This is a genomic window from Chelatococcus reniformis (genome assembly GCF_014640075.1).
GTDB classification, from domain to species: domain Bacteria; phylum Pseudomonadota; class Alphaproteobacteria; order Rhizobiales; family Beijerinckiaceae; genus Camelimonas; species Camelimonas reniformis.
In genome coordinates, this window is sequence record NZ_BMGG01000004.1 from 434,162 (window position 1) to 450,062 (window position 15,901).

Annotated in this window: 10 protein-coding genes; 2 read left to right on the forward strand and 8 right to left on the reverse strand. The window is 69.7% G+C overall.

The features are described 5' to 3' along the window. Nucleotides 1-43: 43 nt before the first annotated feature. Nucleotides 44-1,621: a rhodanese-like domain-containing protein gene (locus tag IEW34_RS13020; protein WP_188609612.1), complete on the reverse strand. Its 1,578-nt coding sequence runs from the start codon at nucleotides 1,619-1,621 to the stop codon at nucleotides 44-46. 330 nt (nucleotides 1,622-1,951) lie between these two features. On the opposite strand from IEW34_RS13020, the gene IEW34_RS13025 reads away from it, so the two are divergent. Then, nucleotides 1,952-2,824 (forward strand): IclR family transcriptional regulator, encoded by an 873-nt coding sequence (locus IEW34_RS13025; RefSeq protein ID WP_188609613.1) that lies wholly within the window; start codon nucleotides 1,952-1,954, stop codon nucleotides 2,822-2,824. A 105-nt stretch (nucleotides 2,825-2,929) separates the two neighbouring features. Here IEW34_RS13025 and IEW34_RS13030 read toward each other — a convergent pair whose 3' ends face one another. The 4 genes from IEW34_RS13030 to IEW34_RS13045 all read right to left on the reverse strand — a co-directional run bounded on the left by IEW34_RS13030 (nucleotide 2,930) and on the right by IEW34_RS13045 (nucleotide 8,127). Next, the gene (locus tag IEW34_RS13030; protein WP_188609614.1) at nucleotides 2,930-4,636 is read right to left on the reverse strand and encodes a flotillin family protein; all 1,707 of its coding nucleotides are present in this window, start codon (nucleotides 4,634-4,636) and stop codon (nucleotides 2,930-2,932) included. A gap of 19 nt (nucleotides 4,637-4,655) precedes the next feature. Next, a complete protein-coding gene (locus IEW34_RS13035) occupies nucleotides 4,656-5,288 on the reverse strand; it encodes an OB-fold-containig protein (RefSeq protein WP_188609615.1) in 633 nt (210 codons plus the stop codon). A 178-nt stretch (nucleotides 5,289-5,466) separates the two neighbouring features. After that, nucleotides 5,467-6,693 (reverse strand): chromate efflux transporter, encoded by a 1,227-nt coding sequence (chrA, locus tag IEW34_RS13040; protein ID WP_188609616.1) that lies wholly within the window; start codon nucleotides 6,691-6,693, stop codon nucleotides 5,467-5,469. A gap of 219 nt (nucleotides 6,694-6,912) precedes the next feature. Beyond that, a complete protein-coding gene (locus IEW34_RS13045; protein ID WP_188609617.1) occupies nucleotides 6,913-8,127 on the reverse strand; it encodes a polyhydroxyalkanoate depolymerase in 1,215 nt (404 codons plus the stop codon). Between the two features lie 123 nt (nucleotides 8,128-8,250). Between IEW34_RS13045 and IEW34_RS13050 the strand changes: the two genes are divergently transcribed. Next, nucleotides 8,251-8,907, forward strand: coding sequence for a glutathione S-transferase family protein (locus IEW34_RS13050; RefSeq protein ID WP_188609618.1), 657 nt, complete (start codon nucleotides 8,251-8,253; stop codon nucleotides 8,905-8,907). 115 nt (nucleotides 8,908-9,022) lie between these two features. Here IEW34_RS13050 and IEW34_RS13055 read toward each other — a convergent pair whose 3' ends face one another. Genes IEW34_RS13055 through IEW34_RS13065 form a run of 3 tightly spaced genes read right to left on the reverse strand, consistent with a single transcriptional unit; the run spans nucleotide 9,023 to nucleotide 15,787 of the window. Then, complete coding sequence (locus IEW34_RS13055; protein ID WP_188609619.1) at nucleotides 9,023-9,913, reverse strand: transglutaminase family protein; 891 nt, start codon at nucleotides 9,911-9,913, stop codon at nucleotides 9,023-9,025. Continuing rightward, nucleotides 9,910-12,420, reverse strand: a complete 2,511-nt coding sequence (locus IEW34_RS13060) for a circularly permuted type 2 ATP-grasp protein (RefSeq protein WP_373288251.1) — start codon at nucleotides 12,418-12,420, stop codon at nucleotides 9,910-9,912. Before IEW34_RS13060 ends, IEW34_RS13055 begins: the two co-directional genes overlap by 4 nt. Before the next feature lie 13 nt (nucleotides 12,421-12,433). After that, nucleotides 12,434-15,787: a transglutaminase family protein gene (locus tag IEW34_RS13065; protein ID WP_188609785.1), complete on the reverse strand. Its 3,354-nt coding sequence runs from the start codon at nucleotides 15,785-15,787 to the stop codon at nucleotides 12,434-12,436. Between the last annotated feature and the right edge of the window lie 114 nt (nucleotides 15,788-15,901).

The following is a 15,901-nucleotide window of genomic DNA, read 5'->3' on the forward strand; positions in this document are numbered from 1 at the left end:
GGAGAATCCTCCCCAACTGGTCTTATTCCGCCGGCCGGCTGGCCTAAGCTGTTTTTGGATAGGTCTTGAACGACAGCGTTCCGTCGAGCTTGAGCCGATCGACCAGGTCGATCTCCCAGGAGAGATAGTTGCGCATCGCCTGCTCGAGGTTGGTCTCGACCTCGAACGGCTTCGGCTCGATGTCGTCCGGCTCGTCGGTCCAGAGCGGCGCGCCAACGGTCGGTAGCCCCGCCGCAATCCAGGCGGCGGTGCCGCCGGCGAGCACACGCGTCCCGGCCGGAAGGCCTGGATCGCCCGACGCCAGGGTGGCCAGAATGCCGTCGTCGGAGGTGAGGACCAGCGGCGCTGCGCCTGCGGCCGCGACGGCCTTCACCAGCCGCGCCCGCACCGCGTGGACGGCGCCGGGAATGTGCCCGGCTTTGTAGGCGCGGCTGAGGGCGAGATCGATGACGCGCACCTGGCCGCTCGCCAGCTCGGCCTCGAGGCCGGCGGCATCGATCGTCGCCGGGCGGGCGCTCTCCAGCCCGAGCACCGGCGCCGGCCGTGGGCCGGACACCAGCGTCTCTCCCGCCGGCGGCCGGGTGAGGATGCGGACCTCGCGCCAGCCCATCTGGATCAGCCACGAGGCGGTCATGACGGCGCGAACCTCGTCGGGATCGAACAGAACGATGCGGGCGCCGCGAGCGCCGACGTAGCGGTCGGTCTCCTGGACGAGCTGTCCGCCAGCCGCGTTGACCGCGTCCGCCAGGTGCCCGGCGGCGTATTCATCAGGCTGCCGGACGTCGAAGACGTAGAGGCTGCGGCGGTGCCGCTCGGCCCTCCAGGCGTCGAGGGTGGCGGCATCGATCGCGGTCACGCCGAAGCGACGGGCGACGGCGGCGGCACGCTCCCGTGCCAGTCGAACGCGCTCCGGCGAGGGGAGGGGGGCGGCCCGGGTGCTGCCGTGCTCGAGCGACAGGCCGGCCAGTTCCCAGCCCATGGTGCCGTTGCGCAGCGCCACGACCCGACCTGGCGTCCCCGCATTGATCAGGGATTGGGCGCCGATGATGCTGCGCGTGCGCCCGGCGCAATTGACGACGATGAGCGCGTCGTCGGCGCGCGGCACCTGATCGAGGCGGTGCACGAGTTCCGCACCGGGCATGTTGATGCCGCCCGGAATGTTCATCACCTCGTATTCGGTGAACGGGCGGCTATCGAGGATCACCGTCGGCTCGCCGCGCTCGAGCCGCGCGCGCAATTCGTCCGCGCCGATCGAGGGCGTGTGGTACGTCGTCTCGACGAACTCGCCGAAAGCCTTGCTCGGCACATGCACGCCGCTGAACAGCGTGCCGCCCTCGCGCTCCCAGGCGTCGATGCCGCCGTCCAGGGTGTCGATGTTCGTATAGCCGAGCGCGCTCAGCCTGGTCTTGGCTCTGTCCGCGAGACCCTCGCCGGCATCGCACAGGACGATCGGCGTCGTCAGGCGCGGCACCAGATCGGCGATCAGCAGTTCGATCCGGCTGAGCGGGGCGCTGGCGGCCAGCAGCAGGTGGCGCGCCGCAAACGTCTTCTCCTCCCTGACGTCGAGCAGAGCGATTTCTTCGCCAGACAGCAGCCCCGCCCGCAAAACCTTCGGTGTCATATGTGAATTACCTTCGTTCTTGCTTGCCCGCTTTCCGGCCAAACGAAGCCGTCCGATCGGAAGCGCTTCATCTGACGAACTGGAGCGCTTCGCGCTTAGTTGAACTCGCGCAATGGCGAAGCGCTCGAGGCGCAGACCCGAGACCGCGCGCAACTTGCCACGGAAAATGGCAGGCGGTAAAGAATATAATGGAATTTTCTTTCCGAAATAAATCCCAATTCATTCCGCTTTTGGAGATGTTTGTTCTCCACGGCGGCCTTCGGCGGATCGGGGAACCATGCTAGGGAGCCTGTCCGAGATTGGAACGAGGCCAATGTCACCGGGCTCCGGATGAACCAGACCAGCAAAGCCGCGAAAGCGGGACGGCCCGCCGGGTCGAGAGCGCAAAGGGCGGCAACCGGTCAGGAGCCTGAGAGCGACCTGCCGTCGTCGGAGCAGGGGGCGCTGCGCCGCGGGCTCGCGATCCTCGACAGCCTGGCAGCGACCGAGCGGCCGCTGACCTTGGCGGAGATCAGCCAGCAGGTGGGGCTGACCGCCAGCACCACGCACCGGCTGCTCCAGCAGCTCGGCGAAAGTGGGCGGGTGCTACGGCTGGCGAGCGGCTTCATCCTGTCGCCGCGATCGGCCTCGCCGCTCAGCCTCTACCATCCGATGAGCAAGCTGCGCCGGAACGCGTCGGAGGTGCTGCGGAACCTGCAGACGACCTACGGGCCGAGTGCGTCCATGACCATCGTCATGGGTACCGAGCGTATGGTCGTCGAGCTCGCTTCGGGCGACGACGGCTTCGTCCCTTATTTCGACACGCATCTGCGCACGCCGCTTCACGCCTCGGCCTCCGGCAAGATGCTGCTGTCGTCGCTGGCTTGGCCACAGGCCTCCGCCTTGCTCGGCCCGGCGCCATATCCGCGGCTGACCGCGTCGACGATCGTCGATGAAGCGCCTCTGAGGGAGGACCTGGAGCGGACGGCCGAGCGCGGCTACGCGACCAACTTCGACGAGTATTGCGACGGCATCTCGGCGGTCGGATCCCCCATCGTTCTTCCCGACGGCGGCTTGTTCGGGTCGATCATCCTGACCGGCCGGAGCAAATACTTCGGCAAGGACTCGCTGCCGGCGATGGCGGGGGCCGTGCGCTCGGCCGCCCAGCTGTTCTCGGTCGCCTACCCGACCGTGAGGAACGTGGCGCTGTTTGTCGGCCGCTGACGGCTCAGGGGGAGCCGCAAGAGCCAACAGCCAGCAGCCGAGAGCACCATAGGGCGGGCGAGCACGCCCTATGGCCTAACTGCCCCCGGTCATGGCGAAAGCGCCTTACATTTCAGCGTCAGGGGCAGGCTTGACCGGGCCATCCAGCGCCGCGGGCAGCGCGCCGCGCTGGGTGCCGCCGAGCAGCGCATCGACGGGACTGGCGCCGGTGAAGCCGGCTTGCGACAGGATGGCGTCGAGGATCGGCTTCTGGGCTCCGTAGCTCAGCAACTGGCTGCTCAGGTCCGCGATCGGGCCGCCACCGTTCGCCGCGCCGCCCCCATCGTGACCGACGGCGCCGAGCAGGCCGCCGGCGCTGAAGATCTTGATGTCGGAGATTTTTTCGACCGGCTTCATCGCCTGCTCGAGCGCCTCGGGGATGACGGCGATGCGCTGCTTGGTCAGCTCGAAGTCGACCATCTGCGGTGACAGAGCGTTGCGCGCCTCGTTCAGCGCCCGTTCGCGCTTGGCCTCGGCCTCGCCGAGCTCGACGATGCCACCGGCCCGTACCTTGTTGGCCTCCGCCTCCGCCTGCGCCTGGGTCAGCATGGCGGCGGCCAGGTTTTCCGCCGCCTCCCGCTCTGCCTCGGCCTTGACGGTGACCCCCGTCGCCGCCTGTTCGGCCTCCTTGCGGGCCTCGATGACGGCGATCTTCTTGGTGCGCTCGGCCACCTCGACGGCGCGGGCCGTCGCCACCTGCTCCTCGGCGGTCACCGCGGCGGCCCGGGCCTCCTCGGCCTTGGCCTTGGCCTGGGATTCGGCCTCGCTCTTCTCGGCGACGGCGATGGCCGCCCCGATGCGGGCGGTCTCGGAGATGCGCTTGGCCTCGGCCTCGCTCTCGGCGATGCCGCGCTCGGCCAGGATGCGCGCCGTCTCCTTGGCCTGCCGCGCCTCGGCCTCGCTCTTGGCCACCCCGCGCTCGGTCTCCAGCCGCGCCGTCTCCTCGGCGAGGCGCGCCGCCTGCTCGGCGCGGGCCTGCTCGGCGCGCGTCTCGGCGGTCTTGTTGGCGATGTCACGCTGCTGGGTGAGCTCGGCGTCCCGCTGTTCGCGCTCGATGGTCAGCCGCCGGAGCGCCGCCTCGCGGTCCTTGGTGGCGATGGCGACCTCGTTCTCGCGCACGATCTCGTTGCGCTCGCGGCGTCGCTCCTCGGTGACGCGGGTCAGCGCCGTCAGGCCCTCGGCGTCGAAGGTGTTGTTGGGATTGAAGTGGGCAATGTCGGTCTGGTCGAGCCGCGTCAGCGACACCGATTCGAGCTCCAGGCCGTTCGACTGGAGGTCGGCGGCGACCGCGTCCTGCACCGCCTTGACGAAGTTGGAGCGCTTCTCCTGCAAGTCCTTCAGCGTCATGGTGGCGGCCACCGAGCGCAGCCCGTCGACGAACTTGGCCTCCACCAGCGTCTTCAGCAGGTCGGCATTGTTGGTGCGGTCGCCCAGCGTCTGGGCGGCGAGGGAGATGTTCTCGGCATCGGGCTTCACCCGGACGTAGAACTCGGCGGTGATGTCGGCGCGCATGCGGTCGGCGGTGATCAGGGATTCGCTCTGGCTGCGCTGCACTTCGAGCCGCAGGGTGCTCAGCTGCACCCAGGAATAGGAGTGGAAGATCGGCAGGATGACCGAGCCGCCGTCGAGCACCACCCGCTTGCCGCCGAGCCCGGTGCGCACATAGGCCTTGTCCCGCGTGGCGCGCGTGTAGAGCGCGGCCATGACCAGGCCGATGCCGATGATGAGCGCGACGATCACGCCGGCTATGGTGATGATGGATGCAAAGGTCATCGCCGTGTCCCCCCTATGGCTAGCTGATCGGGCTGAGTTCGTCCGGCGCCGGGATGGCCTCGAACAGGCCGTCGGCGCCGCCCACCACCACCACCAGCGCGCCCTGCGCGATGACGTGCCCCGGGGCTGCCCGCGCCCGCAGCACGTGGACGTTGTCGTGCCGGTCCTTGATGCGCACGCGGCCCGGGTGCCCGTCGTCGAGCGGACCGAGCGTCACCGTGCCGATCGTGCCGATGAATTCGGCCTGGCTCACCGCGGCCGTCTCGTCGCGCGGAAAGACGCGGCCGATCCAGCGCGACAGCAGCCGGGTGACCGGCACCGTCGCTCCCAATGCGCCGAGGCCCGCGACACCGGTCGGCAGCGGTGCCGCCACGGCCTGGGCGATGGCTTGGATGGACAATCCCGTCACCGCGAAGGCGGCCAGCACGATCATCAGCAGCACAAGGAGCGGCACGCCGCCGGTGTTGAGCCAGGACATCCACGGCCCCAGCAGGCCGTCGCCGTGATCCGTATGCGGCAGCAGGCCGTCGTCGACCAAGGTGGAGACCGACAGTCCGAGCACCAGCGACGCGACCTCGACGGTGACCAGGCCGACCAGGATGAGGGCGGCGATGGTGAAAGGATAGAAGCCCGGCGCGGTGAGCATATCCATGAGCCGCCTGCCCCCTTGTCGGCGTCGCGTCTGAGCCTGTTCGCGCAGCAGTGGTCGTCTGCCGGCAGTGCCCCCTTAGCAAGATATGACAGGCTGCTCCACGATTCCCAAGGCGGGACCGTTGGCGCGGGGCCGGCGCAGGCCACAGCCGAGCGCGATCTCGCGTGCGAGGCGCCCATCAGGCGCCGCCGAGCAGCGCCCCTGCCAAGGCCAGGAGCACCACGACGACCCAGGGAGGCGCCGTCCACACGGTGAGCAGCAGGAAGCCCGCCAGTGCCAGCGCAAAATCGAGCGGTGTCAGCACGCTGCTCGTCCACACCGGGTCGTAGAAGGCGGCGCCGAGGATGCCGACGACTGCGGCGTTGGCGCCACGCATGGCCGCCTGGGCCAGCGCCCGCCGCCGCAGCGCATCCCAGAACGGCAGCGCGCCGGCGACCAGCAGCAGGCCCGGCAGGAACACGCCGACGAGCGCGATGGCGGCGCCGGCAATGCCGTTGGGCGCCGGTTCCATGACCGCGCCGAGATAGGCGGCGAAGGTGAACAGCGGCCCGGGCACCGCCTGGGCCAGGCCGTAGCCGGCGAGAAAGGCCTCGTTGCTCGTCCAGCCTGGCGCCACCGTCTCCGCCCGGAGCAGCGGCAGCACCACGTGGCCACCACCGAAGACGAGGGCGCCCGAGCGGTAGAAGGCATCGAACAGGGCGATCGCCTGCGAGCCGGTGGCGCCCGCCAGCGCCGGCGGCAGCACCAGGAGAGCGGCGAAGCCGGCAAGGCAGGCGGCGCCCGTGCGCCGCGACAGGGGAACTCTCAGTTGGCTCGCCGCGGCGGGAGCCTCGCCCCGGCACAGCCGCAGACCGGCGAGGGCGCCGAGCACGATGGCGGCGATCTGGCCGCCGGCGCCGCCAGCGAAGGTCACGACCAGCACCGCCGCGAGGGCGATGGCGGCGCGCGGCCGGTCCGGCGTCAGGCTCCGCGCCATGCCCCAGATGGCCTGGCCGACGACGGCGACCGCGACCAGCTTGAGCCCATGCAGCAGCCCGCCGGCGCCGGCGACAGCGGCGGCGCCGAGGGCGCAGGCGACGAGGAGGAGGGCGGAGGGGAGGGTAAAGCCGACCCAGGCGGCGAGGCCGCCGCGCCAGCCCCCGCCGCGAAGCAGGCCGAGCGCGAAGCCCACCTGGCTCGAGGCAGGGCCCGGCAGGAACTGGCACAGCGCGACGAGGTCGGCATATCCGGCGTCGTCGATCCAGCGGCGGCGCACCACCAGTTCGTCGCGGAAATAGCCGAGGTGGGCGATGGGGCCGCCGAACGAGGTGAGGCCGAGCTTGAGGAAGACGCGGAACACCTCGGCGGGACTGCCCCCGTCCGTGGCGACGCCGCGGCGGTCGGCCGGCTGCAGCTCGTCGGTCATCGGGGGTCCGTGGTGCGGTGGCCTAGAGCGCTTTCGAGCGAAGTGGACGCCGGTTCGCGTGAAGAAAACGCAGCAAAACAAATAGATAGAGCATTTTCGCGATTCGAAGAAACGCGGAAATGCTCTAGCCGGCGCTTCGTGACCGGCGCCGGCGCGTCGCGGCATCGGTCAGGGGCGAGATGGTCCCGACCCGGCGCGCCGCGGGCCATTTGGTCGCGCTCAGTCGCTCGCCAGGATCACGTTGCGCACCAGCGGATAGATCTGGTTCTCCCAGCGGCGGCCGCTGAACACGCCGTAGTGGCCGACGCCGGCCTGCAGGTGGTGGCGCTTGAGGTAGGGACGCAGGCGGCTGCACAGATCGTGGGCGGCCAAGGTCTGGCCGACGGCGCAGATGTCGTCGCGCTCACCCTCGACGGTGAGCAATGCCGTGCGCGTCACCGCCCGCGGGTCGACCTTGTGACCGCGGTACGTGAGCTCGCCCCGGGGCAGCAGGGCGCGCTGGAACACCCAGTTCACCGTCTCGATGTAGAATTCCGCCGGCAGATCGAGCACGGCGAAATACTCATCGTAGAAGGTCTTCACCACCTCGGCCTTGTCGGTCTCGCCAGCAGCCAGCAACTGGTAAAGCTCCCGGTGTGCCTTGATGTGACGCTCCTTGTTCATCGACATGAAGGCGTTGAGCTGCACGAAGCCGGGGTAGACGCGGCGGCCGGCGCCGACGTAACGGGCCGGCACGGTGGCGAGGAGGTTGTTCTCGAACCATTCGATCGGCCGCGTGGTGGCAAGCTTGTTGACCTCGGTCGGGCTGATGCGGGTATCGACCGGTCCGGCCATTAGCGTCATGCTGCTGGGCTTGGCCGGGTTCTTGCCTTCCTCCATGAGCGAAACCGCCACCAGCGCCTGGACGCACGGCTGGCACACCGCCACGACGTGCGCGCCGGGCCCGAGATGCTCCAGGAATTGGATCAGGTGATCCACGTATTCTTCGAAGCCGAAGCGGCCGTCGGCCAGGCTGACGTCCCGCGCATTGTGCCAATCGGTGATGTAGACGTCATGATCGGGCAGCATGGTACGCACTGTGGAGCGCAGCAGCGTGGCGAAATGGCCCGACAAGGGCGCCACGATCATGACCCGGGGCTGGGCGGCCTCGATGTCCTTCTTGAAATGCAGCAGCGTCCCGAACGGCGAAACCAGCGCCGGCTCTTCGGTGATCGCAACCTCGCGGTTGCCGACAGTGACGGCGTCGATACCATAGGGCGGACGGCTGTGCGACAAACCGGCGCGCGAGATCATCTCGAGAGCGGCCGACATATGGGCGAGCGCAGGCGTTTCGCTCTTGCCCCGCCAGACCTTCAGCCCTTCGTACTGGCCCCGCGCGATCTCGCGGATCGGTGCCATCACGTCAGCTTGTGCCTGAAACGCTTGATAAAGCATGGAATGGCGTTTCCCGAGGGTCCTCAACGACAGCGAAAGCTAGTGCATGTTTTGCTGCATTGCGACATAAATTGTCGGGAACGGTAATGCGGCGTTCGTCGGACGGTGGGAGGAATGGGCGAGATGGCGAAGGCGACCCTGACGATCAGCAGCAAAAATTATTCCTCCTGGTCATTGCGGGGATGGCTGCTGTGCAAGATGGCGGGGCTGGAGTTCGAGGAGGACGCGCGCACGCTCGATGACCCGTCGGCCCGGGCCGAACTGCTGCTGCTGTCGCCGTCCTTCCTCGTCCCTTGCCTCGTTCACGATGGCGTAAAGGTCTGGGACACGTTGGCGATCGCCGAATATCTGGCGGAGGCTGTCCCTGCGGCCGGTCTGCTGCCGAAGGACAGGGCGGCGAGGGCCCTCTGCCGCTCGATTTCGGGCGAGATGCACTCCGGCTTCGCCAACCTGCGCTCGGCGCTGCCGATGAACGTCAAGGGCTATTTCCCGAACTTCAAGGTCTGGCAGGGCGCCCAGTCGGACATCGAGCGCATCCTGACGATCTGGCGCGACTGTCTGGCGGCGTCGGGCGGGCCCTTCCTGTTCGGTGCGGCACCCACGATGGCCGACGCCATGTATGCGCCGGTATGCTCGCGCTTCCGCACTTACGCCGTGGCCCTGGAGCCCGGCCTGAAGGCCTATTCCGACGCCATCTTCGTCTGGGCGCCGATGCGGGAGTGGGTCAAGGCGGCGGAAGAGGAGCCCGAGGAGCTGGAAGAGCTCGACGTGGAGTTCTGAGACGACGCCGGCCGATGAGCCGGGGCCTATCGCCGTTTGCCAAGCCCCCGGTGTCTGAACGTACCCCCGGCGCCGATCACGGCCGGGGGAGCCAAGCCTCCAGGCCCGGTCTGCGTCACGCGCCTGCGGCGCCGACGGGCACCACGTCCACTTTGACGTCGAGGTCCTGGTCGCCGGCGCCGAGGATGACGCCGTCGACGGGCGAGATGTCCGCGTAGTCGCGGCCGGTCGCCAGGTCGATGTGATCGTTCAGCGCCCGCATGTTGTTGGTGGGATCGAAACCGATCCAGCCGAGGTCGCTGCCGGCCCAGACGGCGACCCAGGCGTGGGTGGCATCGGCGCCCTCCAGGCGCTTCTGGCCCGGCGGCGGCACGGTGCGCAGGTAACCGCTGACATAGGCGGCGGGCAGCCCCAGGCCCCGCAGGCCCGCGATCATGATGTGGGCAAAGTCCTGGCAGACGCCGCGGCGGTGCTCGAAGGCCTCCTTGAGCGGCGTCGACACCGCCGTCGCCTTGGTGTCATAGGCGAATTCGGCCTTGATGCGTCCGGTCAGGTCGTCCGCGGCCTCCAGCAGCGGCCGCCCCTGGGTGAAGGAGCGCTCGGCATAGGCCGTGATCGCTGGGTCGAGGCTGACGAGTCGGCTTGGGTACAGATAATGAGCCGGCGACGCCGCGCTCAGCGCGTTGGAGGCGAAGGCCTCGGCCCGGATATCCTCCCAGCCGCGCCCCAGGAACAGGCCCATCTGCCCCTCCCGGTCCACGTCGACGCGCGAATGAGCCTCGACGCTGAGCTCGCTGTGCGGCGTCTCGATGGTCACGGTGACGACCACGTGGCCGAAGAAGCTGACGCGCTCGCGTCGCTCGGACGGCGCGGGCGTGATGGAGAGTCGGCTCCATAAAACCTTCTGACCGGGCGAGCTGGTGGGGATCAGCCGCATGGTGCAGCGCGCAAAACCCACGGGCGCTTCGTAGCTGTAGGTGGTCAGGTGGCGGATGTCGTAGATCACGCGAGGCCCGTCAGCTTTTCCGGCCGCGCGATGCCCGGCCCGTGCAGGAAATAACGCGATCCAATGGCTTCCGACAGCTGGAGCAGGCGCTGCTCGATGGCGAGAATCCTGCCGACATCGAGCTGCTCCGCCTCCAGCGTGGTCATTTCGGCGGCGAGGGCGATGCCGAGCCGGCTCGGCGCCTCGAGCAACCCGTCGGCGCGCAACGACGGCAGCGCCGCCAGATGGTCCCGCAGGCGCAGCACCTGGAAGGCGACGGAGCGTGGGTTGAAAGGGTCGAGCGCCACCATGTCGCGCACCGGTGCCAGCGCGAAGCCGGCGATGTAGCGGGAGCGGTAGGTGATCTGCGAATCGACCAGGTCGAGCAGCACGTCGAGGTCGTCGACGGTCGCATCGTCGGCCGCGAACTGGCGGGCGAAGCGACAGGTGACGACGCCGCGCTCGATGCGCCGGCCGATGTCGATGAAGGGCCAGCCGGCAACCCGATTCATGTTTTCCTGCGCGAGTCCCGACAGCGTGCCGAGCCATTGCAGGGCCCGGTCGGCCCGGTCGAAGGCCTCCGCCTCGGTCAGCAGCCCGTGCGGGTCGTCCGCCAGCAGCTCGGCGAGCGCCGTCAGCGCCCGCCAGGCGTCGGAGCCGAGGCGCTCGCGCACGCGCGCCGCCGTGCGCCGCGCCGAGCGGACCAGCGCCACGGCTGAGCCGTAATTGGCCTCGCCGTGGAGAGCCGCCGTCGCGACGGCGCCCGGGTTGCCCAGCTGCTCCGGTGCCACCGCGCCCCATGCGACGAGCAGCCGCTCCAGCCGCTCCAGCGCCGGGCTGGTGCCATGGATCGCCGGATCTGCCTCGATCAGGCTGCTGCACAGGCAGCGCACGAGCCGGAGCGTTGCCTCCGCGCGCTCCAGGTAGCGCCCGAGCCAGAACAGATTGTCGGCGGCGCGGCTGGGCAGCACGCCGACGATGCGCCGTGTCTTCACCGCGTCCGAGCGGGGCAGCAGGGTGGTGATCTCGACCGGCTTGTCGGCCAGCACCCAGACGTCGGCCGACTGCACGCCCTCGCCCATGGACAGCGCGCGGGCGTCGGGCGAGCTGGAGACGCGGCAGAAGCCGCCGGGCATCACCGTCCATCCGTCGGCGGTCGCGGCGGCGTAGACTCGCAGCACGAATGGGCGGGGCTCCAGGCGCCCGTCCTCCCACACCGGCATGGTCGACAGCCGCACCACCTCTTGGCCGACGAAATCGATGGGCCGCCGCTCGATCGCCGCGACGAGCGCCTCGCGCGCAGCCCCGGTCAGGCTGCGGCCCGGCACCGGCGCGGGGCTGCCGAGGCCCGGCACGGACCGGTCGAAGGCGCCCGCGATGGCGAGGTCATCGAGCCGGTCGAGCACGAAGGCGCGCTCGCGCGGCTGGCCGCACCACCAGGTCGCGATGTTGGGCAGCTTCAGGTCCTCGCCGAACAGCCGCTGGGACAAAGCCGGCAGGAAGCCCATCAGCGCCCGGCCTTCGACGAAGCCGGCGCCGGGCATGTTGGCGACGACGACCTCCCCGTTGCGCAGGGCCTGCATCAGTCCAGGCACGCCGAGGCGGGAGGCGCTGTTGAACTCCAGTGGGTCGATGAAATCGGCGTCGACGCGCCGCCACAGGGCATCGACCCGCTTGAGGCCCGCCACGGTGCGCACGTGCAGGCGTCCCTCGTGAATGATCAGATCGTCGCCTTCCACCAAGAGGAAGCCGAGATAGCGCGCCAGATAGGCTTGCTCGAAATAGGTCTGGCTGAACGGACCGGGCGTCAGCAGGCAGATGCGCGGGTCCGAGCGCCGGGCCGCCTCGGTGAGCCCGGTGCGGAACGCCCCGAAGAACGGCGCCAGCCGCTCCACGTTCATCTCGTTGTAGAGGTTGGGGAAGGCCCGCGACGAGACGAGCCGGTTCTCCAGGGCGTAGCCCGCGCCGGAGGCGGCCTGGGTGCGGTCGGCCAGCACCCACCAGCCGCCGTCCGGTCCGCGGCCGATATCGGCCGCGTAGATGCGCAGGTGGCGCCCGCCGGGCGGATCGATGCCGTGCGCCTCGGGCAGGAAATCCTCGCTGCCGGTCACCGCCGCGGCGGGCAGCGCACCGTCCGCGACGAGATAGCCGTGGCCGTAGACATCGGCCAGAATCGCCTCGAGCAGGCTGGCGCGCTGGGCGATGCCCTCGGCGATGCCGCGCCACTCCCGCTCGTCGATCAGCAGCGGGATCCGCCCCAGCGGCCAGCTGCGGTCGTTCTCTTCGCCATAGACCCGGTAGGTCACGCCGGCGTCACGGATATGGCGGTTGGCGGCGGCGAAGCGCCGTTCGCTCTCCTCGGCCGGAACCGCCGCCAAGGTCTCCAGGAACCGGCGCCAATAGGGGCGGGGCTGCCCGTCCGGTCCGAAAAGCTCGTCGGGAATGCCGGGGAGCGGCCGGTAGCCTTCGATCCAATCCAGGAACCGGCGTTCGGCCGCGTCGCCGCGGTCGTCGCTCAAGGGGGGCACACGATGGGTCGCATCAGCGGGCACGGCTCGTCCTGAGGTCGAGCGTCAACGGGAACTCGCCCGTTCGCTCATCCGGGGGGATATCGATCGGGCCGGGAGTATGGCCGTGATCCTGGAAGCGCGCGAGCCGCCGCGCCTGCGCTTCGTACGAGTTTACGGGGAATGTCTCATAATTGCGACCCGCCGGGTGGGCGACGTGGTAGACGGCGCCGGCGAGCGAACGGCCGTTCCAGGCGTCGATGATGTCGAAGGTCAGCGGCGCCTGCACCGGGATGGTCGGGTGCAGGCCGCTCGCCGGCTGCCAGGCCTTGTAGCGGACGCCGCCGACGGCGGTGCCGGCATGACCCGTCGCCGTCATCGGCACGCGCCGGCCGTTGCAGGCGATGATGTGTCGCTCGGGCAGGAAGCCGCTCATTTTCACCTGCACCCGCTCGACCGAGGAGTCGACGAAGCGGACGGTGCCGCCACCCGCCGGCTCCTCGCCCATCACGTGCCACGGCTCCAGCGCGTGCCGCAGCTCAAGCGTCGTTGTGCCGAAGCCGACGCGGCCGAGCAACGGAAAGCGGAACTCCTGCTGCGCCTCGAACCAGGCGGGCTTGATGGCGTAGCCGGCCCGGTTCAGGTCGGCGATGACGTCGAGGAGGTCCGCCCAGACGAAGTGGGGCAGCATGAAACGGTCGTGCAGGGCCGTGCCCCAGCGGACCAGCTGGCCGCTCTGCGGCTCGCGCCAGAACCAGGCGACCAGCGCTCGCAGCAAAAGCTGCTGGGCCAGGCTCATGCGCGCGTCGGGCGGCATCTCGAAGGAGCGGAACTCGATGAGGCCGAGCCGGCCGGTGGAGCTGTCGGGCGAGTACATCTTGTCGATGCAGATCTCGGCCCGGTGCGTGTTGCCGGTAAGGTCGACGAGCAGGTTGCGGAACAGCCGGTCGACCAGCCACGGCGCCGGCGGCTCGCCCGCGCCGGGCAGCGGCACGGCGCCGAGCGCGATCCCCAGCTCGTAGAGGCTGTCATGCCGCGCCTCGTCGACGCGCGGTGCCTGGCTGGTCGGGCCGATGAACAGGCCGGAGAAGAGGTAGGACAGCGAGGGGTGACGCTGCCAGTAGAGGATGATGCTCTTGAGCAGGTCGGGCCGACGCAGGAACGGCGAGTCGCCAGGGCTGGCGCCGCCCAGCACCACATGGTTGCCGCCGCCCGTGCCGGTGTGGCGACCGTCGATCATGAATTTCTCGGTGCCGAGGCGGCACTGGCGCGCATCCTCGTAGAGGCCTTGCGTGATCGCCACCGCCTCGCGCCAGCTGCCGGCGGGGTGGACGTTGACCTCGATGACGCCGGGATCGGGCGTGACCTTGATCAGGCTCAGCCGCGGATCGACCGGTGGCCCATAGCCCTCGATGCGGACGGTGGTGGCAAGGTCTGCGGCGGCGCGCTCGATCCGCGCCAGCAGCTCGAGATAGTCCTCGGAGCGCTCCGCCGGCGGCATGAACACATGCAGGATGCCATCCCGCTCCTCCACGATCAGCGCCGTGCGCACGATGCCCTCGGGCACCGGCGCGGGCGCCATGCCGGCGTAGATCTCATCGAAGCTGGGCAACGCGCCGCTGACGGCGGACGGATCCTGCTCGATCAGGTGCGGGTACTCGCCCGGCGGCAGCTGCGGCAGGCTGGCGAGCGGCAGGCGCAGGCCCGCCGGCGAATCCCCGGCGACCAGAAACAGGTGGCCGCGCCGGAACCTCCAGCGCTCCGTCGTCCACGGGCGGGCGTGGGGCGCACCGCTAGCGGCGGCGGGGCGGCGCTGCAGCGGCAGCACGTAAGCAGCCGGCGTCGTCAGCCCGCTCTGGAGCACGCGCACCAGGCCGGTGCGCTCCTCGGGGACGTCGAGTGCCCGCGCCAGCGGATCGATGTTGTCCGGCAGCTCCGCCTCCCGAGCGATCCAGACCAGCGGATCCTCGTAGGCCGGGATGACGTGGCCGTCGGTGGCACCGAGCCGTCGGGCAATGGCTTTGGCGAGCGCGTCGGCGCCGGGCCGGCCGATGTCGTCGGGCTGTCCTTTTCCCGATTTGCCTCCCCCCGATTTGCCTTTCCCCGGCTCGCCTTCCCCGGGCGTTCCCTCCCCGGGCTTCGCTTCGCCGGCGACGAACGCCGGGTCGCGCCAAATGGCGCGGCCGTCGTTGCGCCAATAAAGCGTGAAGGCCCAGCGCGGCAGCACCTCGCCCGGGTACCATTTGCCCTGGCCGTAGTGCAGCAGCCCCTGCGGCCCGAAGCGGCTGCGCAGCTTGTGGAGCAGCTTGTCGGCGAGGGCGCGCTTGGTCGGCCCCAGGGCGGCGGTGTTCCACTCCGCCCCCTGGAGGTCGTCGACGGAGACGAAGGTCGGCTCGCCGCCCATGGTCAGGCGCACGTCGTCTGCCTCGAGGTCGGCGTCCACGGCCTCGCCGACCCGGTCGAGCGCCTCCCAGCTCGCATCGTCGAACGGCTTGGTGACCCGCGTCGGCTCCGATATGCGGGTGACGTCCATGGCGAAGCTGAAGTCGACGGCGGCCGGCTCGACCATGCCGGTGATCGGTGCCGCCGAGCGGTGGTGCGGCGTGGCGGCGACCGGCATGTGCCCCTCGGCGCACAGCATGCCGGAGGTCGCGTCGAAGCCGATCCAGCCGGCGCCGGGGATGTAGACCTCGGCCCAGGCGTGCAGATCCGTGAAATCGCGGTCGGTGCCCATCGGCCCCTCGATCGGGTCGACGTCGGCCTTGAGCTGGACCAGGTAGCCGGAGACGAAGCGGGCGGCGAAGCCCAACTGCCGCAGGATGTGGATCAGCAGCCAGGCGGAGTCGCGGCAGCTGCCGGACGTCCGCTCCAGCGTCTCCTCCGGTGTTTGCACGCCGGGCTCCAGCCGGATGAGATAGCGGACCTCGCGTGCCAGGCGCGCATTGAGGTCAACCAGGAACTGCACGGTGTTCGGCGCGCTCTTCGGCAAGCTGCTGAGAAAACCGGCAAGGCGCGGTCCCGGCGCCTCGGTCTCCAGGTAGGGGAGGAGCTCGGCCTTGAGTTCGGCGGCGTAGTCGAAGGGAAACACTTCGGCGTCGGGCTCGACGAAGAAGTCGAATGGATTGATCACCGCCATGTCGGCGATCAGGTCGACCTCGACCTTGAACTCCCGGGCCGGGTTGGGGAACACCACACGGGCGATCCAGTTGCCGTGCGGATCCTGCTGCCAGTTCAGGAAGTGCTCGGCCGGCGTCACCTTCAGCGAATAGCTGGGGATGCGGGTGCGGCAATGGGGGGCCGGGCGCAGGCGGATGGTCTGCGGACCGAGCCCGACCGGCCGGTCGTAGCGATAGTGCATCACGTGGTGAAGGGCGACGAGGATCGACACGAAATCCTTGCTCCTGCGCATAGGCCAGGCGAATCCGCTTCGCCACCATAGGCGCCCCGCGAGCAAGAAGCATGCAATGCGGGTTGATCCCCGACGAGGCAGGCGCCACGCCTC